Here is a 6,934-nt window from a genome sequence, read left to right as displayed (position 1 = left end):
GGGCTACGCCCGCCCTCCGGCTGGAGACAGCGGCCATCTTGGTTGTCGATGCCGGACAACTTGGTTGTCGGTCATCAAAGCGGACCCGGCCCATCATGGACAAGGTCATCGCGGTCATCCGCGCCCTGCCCCTACCGGCGCGCCGACCGATGACCTTCGGCCGGGGCGCCGCGATCGTCTCCTGGCCCCACCCGCAGGCCAAGATCGGCACGAGCAGCTGGGTCTGCGACCACTCCGCACCTTGGCAGAAGGGCCCGGTCGAGAACACCAACCGTCGCGCCCGCCGCTGGCTGCCCAGAGACCGCGACATCGGCCAACTCTCGGACCACGACATCCGCGAGATCTGCGATCGGCTGAACGCCACGCCCCGCAAATGTCTCGGGTGGAAGACCCCCGCAGAGGTGTTCCGCGCCAAGATGCTGGAGAAGAGACCGTGAGCGCCCTACCCTGAGATCACTGCGGAGTCGCGGTTCAAGTATCGCTCACACGTCCTGTTCCGAAACAACGACCGTAGCTCGAAGCAGTTGATGAACCGCCTGAACACCCTGCTGTCGCTCCTGTCCCTGTCCGCACGGCGCTCGATCACCTTCGACCGGGGGTTCGAGTTCAACCGCTGGCGTGATCTGAGAACAGGAATGGGCCCCAAGGCGTGGTTCTGCGACCCGCAAGCACCTTGGCAGAAGGGCTCGGTCGAGAACCTCAAGAAGCGCGCCCGCCGCTACCTGCCCCGTGATACGGCTATCGCCGCACTGTCAGACCACGCGATGGCTGAGATCAGCGCCCAGCTGAACGCCACACCAAGGCGCTGCCTCGGCTACCGGACACCGGCCGAGGCCTTCGCCGAAGAACTCCGTCAGCTCGACCGGTCCTGAACCCGTGTCGCAACCAGCATTGAATCCACAGCGGTTGATCGGGAGCGTCCTACGTGGACCACGGTCTGCTCGGGACCAAGGTCAGGCGCTCGATCTCTGTGGGCTCAATGTGCGTGACCGGCTGCATCATTGCCGTGAGTGTCTTTCCCATCCATGTTGTGCGCTTGGTCGGAAGCGCTCCCCTCCCTTGGGAGCTCTTCGAGGCGCAGGGTTTCTGCGTGCAGGTAAGAGATAAGGTCCGCCGCATCCTTTTCACCGAGACCGAAACGTGGCATGCGAACCGTGGGATACTCTTGGTCGAGCTTAACCGCGATGGGATCGCCCTCAGCCAGCATCCGGTCCGGCGTCCTGATGTAGCGCATGAGCCAATCGTGATCTCGCCTGAGCGTTACGCCTTCGAGATCAGGGCCGACGCGCACCCCGGCACCGATCGAATGGCAGGCGGCGCAGCCCTTGCTGAACAGGCCTTCTCCGACCCGGCTCTTTTCGGCAAAGCTATCGAGCGTGGCGCCGTCGAGAACCTTTGCGGGAGTCCTTGGCGGTTCCCAGTCCGGGTCGAGCGCGAGGATGTCGGCGGTCGCGGCCGCTAGATTTCCCATCAGCGAGGTGCGGCGCCATTCGCCGGTCGCGACATTGCCGATCAGCATGTCGCTGCGGTGGTCGCTCAGCCGCGTGCTGCGTTCGCCGAGCTTGTAGCGCAACTCCTCGACCTCCTCCGGCTCGCCGGTGAGGAAATACCAGCCCTCGCCGGCACCAAAGGCCTCGGCATAGGCGGCCAGTTCCTCGGGCGTGTCGCGCTCGGGGGTGAGGGAGATCGAGATGATGACGATATCCTCGCCCACGCGCTCGCCGAGCCATTCATACACCTTGGCCATCCGCGCGGTGGCGAGGCCGCAGATATCGGGGCAGTCGAGGTAGAAGAAATTGACCACCGCGATCCTTCCATCGAGCAAGTCATCTACGAAGCGGAGCTCCTGGCCCTCCTGATCCAGTAGCGATGTATTCGGAAAGTAATCCAGACCCCAGCGTCCGGGTAGGGCCGAGGTGGCGGCGAGCGTGGTCGCGAGAGCGATCGCGCCGAAGAGTGAACGCCGACGTATCATCCCCGTCTCCGCGGCTTGTCGTCATCATCATCATCACCGACCATCGGGTTTCCGGTATACTCCTTCGAGAACGGGTTGCCCTCGGGCAGGATTTCGGGGTCCCGGTAGGTCACGCCGTATTTCGAGGGATCGGGCGTCGGGATCACGCTAACATGCTGTGACGACTGGTTCGGATCATTGGGATCGGTCAAGACGTCATAGCGTGCCAGCATGGCCCAGTCCTCGTGAACCGTGTTGTGACAATGCGTTACGTAGGCCCCGCCATATTCCCCGAAGGTGACCTGGACCCGGACCTGGCCACCTGCTCCGGTGCGCCAGACATCCTTGCGTGCGCCGCGCTCGAGACGTGAGAGCCGGCGTCCGTCGCGGTCGATGGTAACGCCTTCCTCGAAATGAAGGTGAACCGGATGATCCCAACCACCGCTGCTGTTCTCGATGATCCAGTGCTCGGTCACGCCCGGCTCCGGGACAAGCATGCTGACTCGGTTGGCATTGAGAAAATGGTTCGACTCGCCGTTGACCCGGATCGTCCAACCGAAGCCCTCGATGTTCCGATCGTCGCAGTCGGGGAAGCACTCACCCGTTTCCAAACCTTCCTCTCTATCCGTACCCTTAAATTCGAGATGACGGACGCGGACCGGATCGACGATCGGGATCTGTTCGGTAAGCTGCGACGGAACCCGGCTGTAATCAGGATCGGAAGCGTAATGCTTCTTGCCGGGATTATCGACCGAATCGACTTCGCCCACCACGCGGAATTCGAGGAAAGTGCCCACGCCGGGGTCGTCGGTGTCCTGATCGATCGCGTCCCGCCGCGACAGGTACTCCTTCGGCTTGCCGCCTTCCTCGTGCTCCGCGACGTTGAGCATCCGGATCCTGCTCCCGACCGGGAACTCGCTGAAATCGACCACCACGTCAAAGCGCTCGGCCGTGCCCATCGGATCGAGCAGGTTCACCGAGACCGGGTTGACCATCAGGTTGCCGTCGGTGGCGATCACCTTCATCGGCACCCAGCGGTTCCTGTCGTTGATCAGCCCGGGCCGAATGAAGCGCGACATGCAGGCATTGAGCAATCGGAAGCGGTATTTGCGCGGCAACACTTCGAAGAAAGGCTTGTAGGCGAAATTGACCAGCAGCAGGTCGCCGAGGAAACCTATGGTTTCGAAGATGTCGAAGAAATACTGTCCGTCCTCGTCCAGCGCCGCGTCCGAAATCATCAGATTGACGTCGAAGTCGATATTGCCCCAGTCGAGTTCGGTCCCACTCGGCAGCCTGTGATTGACCCCGTCATCGAGGGCCTCGTTGCCGCGATCGGGGCCGCTATAGTAATTCAGCGCGCCGAGATGGCCCTTGTAGACGTTCTCGGCGGTGAAGAAGAAGCGATGGTCGTGGAACCATAGCGAGCTTTGCAGCTCGCGGTGATCCCCCTTCACATAGGTCAGACCGCCGTATCCGTCGGGCCCGGAGGCACGCGGATCGCTGGCATCGGTGTTGATCATGTCGGCCCGCGCCAAGGTCGTCGACCAGTGATAATCGTAGAACTGCCCGGGGTAGAAATGGGCATTGGAGGCCCCGTCGCTGGCCGATGCGTTATGAGCGTTATGGTTATGCGTGGCCATGCTGATCGAGCCGAAGCCATTGTTCTTGCGGCGATCCTCGGGCAATGCATTGTAATGACGGAATATGACCGGCTCACCGTAACGCACTTTCAGCAGCGGCGGTGGAAGCACGGATTCCTCTTCGCGACCGGTATTGAAGGTCCAGACGCTGTCGCGGTCCTGCTCTGGAAAATTGGGGTGGAAGGAATAGCCGTTCTGCAGCCGGCCCAGCGTCATGATGAACGCCTTTTGCGGGAGGTATTCCCGCCATCTCTGATGGGCGAAATACTCGCCCGGCGGCCGGCCCTCCATCGGGCCACCCGAGAACCGCGGATTGCGGTAGTCGTCGCCCCCGGATTCGGTGAACTGGGTGTGGTAGGAAAGCCGTCTTGCCTCCGGCTCGTCCAGATAGCCGGGAAAGGCCAGATCGAGCTCGTAGCCGTTCGGCTTCTCCGTGAGCTTGTGCGGCTCCTCCAGCCGCAGGCGCGGCATCCGATAGGTGAAGGGCATGGCACCGAAAGTCGGGCTGCGCGGCACGCCGGTCGGCACCGAGGCATAAGCGCTTGTTGCGAAGGGACTGAGGCCGTTGATGGTCGCCAACGTGCCGAGGCCGGTGAATATACCCCACTTGAACAACTCGCGTCGGCTTACATGGCCCTGCGTAAGAGCCTTGACGATTTCGGCACGATTGTTGCGAGCGTTTTGCGCTTCCTTTTTGCGGCGGCGGGATGCGTGAGGCTTGAGATACATAAATCCCTCCCGTGGGCGCTCCGCAAATTGCGAAGCGCCGTGCGAATATTGCCTCTCCCTATGATTGGTTAATGAGAAGAAATTGTCTATCGACCGAACGTCTTAAACAGAATTAGGGGCTTGTGTCAATCGGCGCCCAATTTTGACCCCCTATCGGCATCGAAAACTCACCCCCCCCCCCGGAGCGCTTAGGAAGCTGGTCCGAGACGGCGTAGCTTCCAAACGGCGCAGCCGGTCGTGCCAGCAATCATCCGGGGCTCATGCTCGAGTTTTGAAGCGCCAGCTCTCATTGCCGGTCTCTACGATGTCGCAGTGATGGGTGAGCCGATCGAGCAGCGCCGTAGTCATCTTGGCGTCTCCGAAGACGCTCGGCCATTCGCCGAAATCAAGGTTCGTGGTCACGAGGATCGAGGTCCGCTCGTAAAGACGGCTGATCAGGTGGAAGAGCAGCTGCCCGCCGGTCTGGGCGAAGGGCAAATAACCGAGTTCATCGAGGATCACGAAGTCCAGGCGACAGAGCAGATCGGTGGTGCGGCCTTGGCGGTCGGCGCGGGCCTCGGCATCGAGTTTGTTCATGAGGTCTACAACGTTGAAGAACCGCCCGCGCTTGCCGCCTCGAATACAGGCCCGGGCGATGCCGACGGCAAGGTGCGATTTGCCGGTTCCAGTCCCGCCGATCAGCACGACGTTGCGCTGCTGCTCGAGGAAACCTCCACCCACCAGGTCGCGGACCAGCGTCTCGTTGACCGGTGTCTCCTCGAAGTCGAATTCGTCGACCTCCTTGGCCAGCGGCAGCTTGGCGATGGTCATCTGGTATTTGATCGAACGCGCCTGCTTCTCGCTGATCTCGGCGCTCAGAAGGTCGCCGACGATCTTCTGGGGCTCGTGTTGCCGCTTCACGGCGGTGGCGATGATCTCATCATAGGCCGCCTTCATTCCGTAGAGCTTGAGCTGGCCCATCATGTCCAGCACCTGCGATCTTTCCATGGTCCGGTCTCCTGAGGCTGTCATAGCGTCTGCAATCGGCGACCGGCTCGCAGGTCAGACGCAGTGCGTCCGGCGTCGCGATGGTCAGGGGCGGCGCGGGCTCGCGGCGGCGGGCGAGGATATTGAGAACGACGGCGGAGGAATGGACCCCTTCTCTCAGCGCCTCGGCGCAGGCCGCCTCCACTGCGTCCAAGCCGTCGGTCAGGACCGCGCTGAGGATCTCGACCATCTGGCGGTCTCCGTTCGGGACGCGGCCGAGCTTGCGCTGCACCCGCCGCATCGCCGCCGGCAGTTCCCAGTCCTTGAACGGCGCCCCGTTCCGGAGCGCGCCGGGCTTGCGAGTGAGCACCGGGACGTAATGCAGCGGGTTGTAGATGTCCTGGCCGCGACCGAAGGCGCGGGCATGCTCGCCGACGATCTTGCCGTCCTGCCAGATCTCGATCCGTTCGGCATAGGCGCGGATCTCGACGGCCCGACCGACCGCGCGGGCATCCACCGAGTAGCGGTTGCTGTCGAACCGCACGAGGCAAGTCTTTGACACCGAGGCCGGGACGGCGTGGAAGCCGTCGAACCGGCCAGCATAGGGCACAAGGCTCCGCCGCTCCTCCTCGAAGACTTCCCACGTTGTCCGCTCACGCAACTCGGGATGCGGGTGCCTCTTGGCCCAGGCGACACAGCGGTCCTCGAGCCAAGCGTTAAGCTCGGCGTAGCTCTTGAACCGCGGCCGCGGCACGAAGAACCGCCGGCGAACCACGCCGACCTGGTTCTCGACCTGGCCCTTCTCCCAGCCGGAAGCGGGCGTGCAGGCGACCGGATCAACGAGGTAGTGCCCGCACATCTGCTGGAAGCGGCGATTGTAAGCGCGGTCCCGGCCCACGAAGATCGCATCCACAGCGGTCTTCATGTTGTCGTAAATGCCCCGCGCGCAGGCTCCGCCGAAGAAGGCAAAGGCCTTGTCGTGCGCGTCAAAGACCATCTCCTGCGTCTCGCGGGGATAGGCGCGCACGAACAGCATCCGGCTGTAGCAGAGCCGGACATGCGCCACCTTCACCGTCGTGGTCACCCCGTCGATCAGGACAACCTCATGGCTCCAGTCGAACTGGTAAGCTTCACCAGGATCGAAGCTCAGTGGCACATAGGCGGCAGCCGAGGCTGCGCGCTCGGTCCTTGTCCATGACGAGGCATAGCGCCGGACGGCATCGTAGCCGCCCTCGTATCCAAGCGCCTGAAGCTCCTCGAAGATCCGGATGCGGGTGAGCCGGTCGCGCTTCTGCTTACGGGCGTTCTCCGCCAGCATCCGGTCGAGATCGACCTTCCAAGGCCCGATCTTGGGCTGCGGCTGGACGCCGCGCTCATAGCTGAACTCCGTCACCCCGGACCGGATCACCCTGCGCACCGTGTTCCGCGACAGGCGCAGTTCCCGGCAGATCTGCTTGATAGGCTTTTTGTCTTGGAAATATGCCCGACGGATCTTCGCGATAGTTTCCACGACCAACATCCTGCACCTGCCCCCGGTTGCCCCGGGAGCATCATCGCCACCGATGTAAGGGCAACTGTGTCGTTTCTTAGAGGCGAATGGGCTGTTTGTTTCGGATCATGGCGTTGAGGATGACGAGGAGCTGAC

General features: G+C 62.6%; 6 protein-coding genes. 2 read left to right on the top strand and 4 right to left on the bottom strand.

What is annotated here, in order from left to right:
• The first annotated feature begins 95 nt into the window (after window positions 1–95).
• A complete protein-coding gene (locus O4G76_RS19590; RefSeq protein WP_269398836.1) occupies window positions 96–437 on the top strand; it encodes a hypothetical protein in 342 nt (113 codons plus the stop codon).
• Between the two features lie 15 nt (window positions 438–452).
• On the top strand, window positions 453–872 hold the full coding sequence (locus O4G76_RS19585) for an IS30 family transposase (RefSeq protein ID WP_110522089.1): 420 nt from the start codon (window positions 453–455) through the stop codon (window positions 870–872).
• A gap of 104 nt (window positions 873–976) precedes the next feature.
• Here the strand turns inward: O4G76_RS19585 and O4G76_RS19580 are convergent, their stop codons facing one another.
• The 4 genes from O4G76_RS19580 to istA form a co-directional block, all read right to left on the bottom strand.
• Entirely contained in the window at window positions 977–1,975 is a 999-nt protein-coding gene (locus O4G76_RS19580) for an SCO family protein (protein WP_099278668.1), read from the bottom strand.
• Entirely contained in the window at window positions 1,972–4,323 is a 2,352-nt protein-coding gene (locus O4G76_RS19575) for a multicopper oxidase family protein (RefSeq protein WP_099278669.1), read from the bottom strand. The genes O4G76_RS19580 and O4G76_RS19575 overlap by 4 nt, the downstream gene beginning before the upstream one ends.
• 258 nt (window positions 4,324–4,581) lie before the next feature.
• Entirely contained in the window at window positions 4,582–5,310 is a 729-nt protein-coding gene (gene istB / locus O4G76_RS19570; RefSeq protein WP_099278670.1) for an IS21-like element helper ATPase IstB, read from the bottom strand.
• Window positions 5,243–6,808, bottom strand: a complete 1,566-nt coding sequence (istA, locus tag O4G76_RS19565; protein WP_099278671.1) for an IS21 family transposase — start codon at window positions 6,806–6,808, stop codon at window positions 5,243–5,245. The genes istB and istA overlap by 68 nt, the downstream gene beginning before the upstream one ends.
• Window positions 6,809–6,934 lie beyond the last annotated feature (126 nt).

The sequence above is a fragment of the Limimaricola sp. G21655-S1 genome, assembly GCF_027213785.1.
Taxonomy (GTDB): Bacteria; Pseudomonadota; Alphaproteobacteria; order Rhodobacterales; family Rhodobacteraceae; genus Limimaricola.
This window is presented reverse-complemented; position numbering and strand designations above follow the sequence as displayed.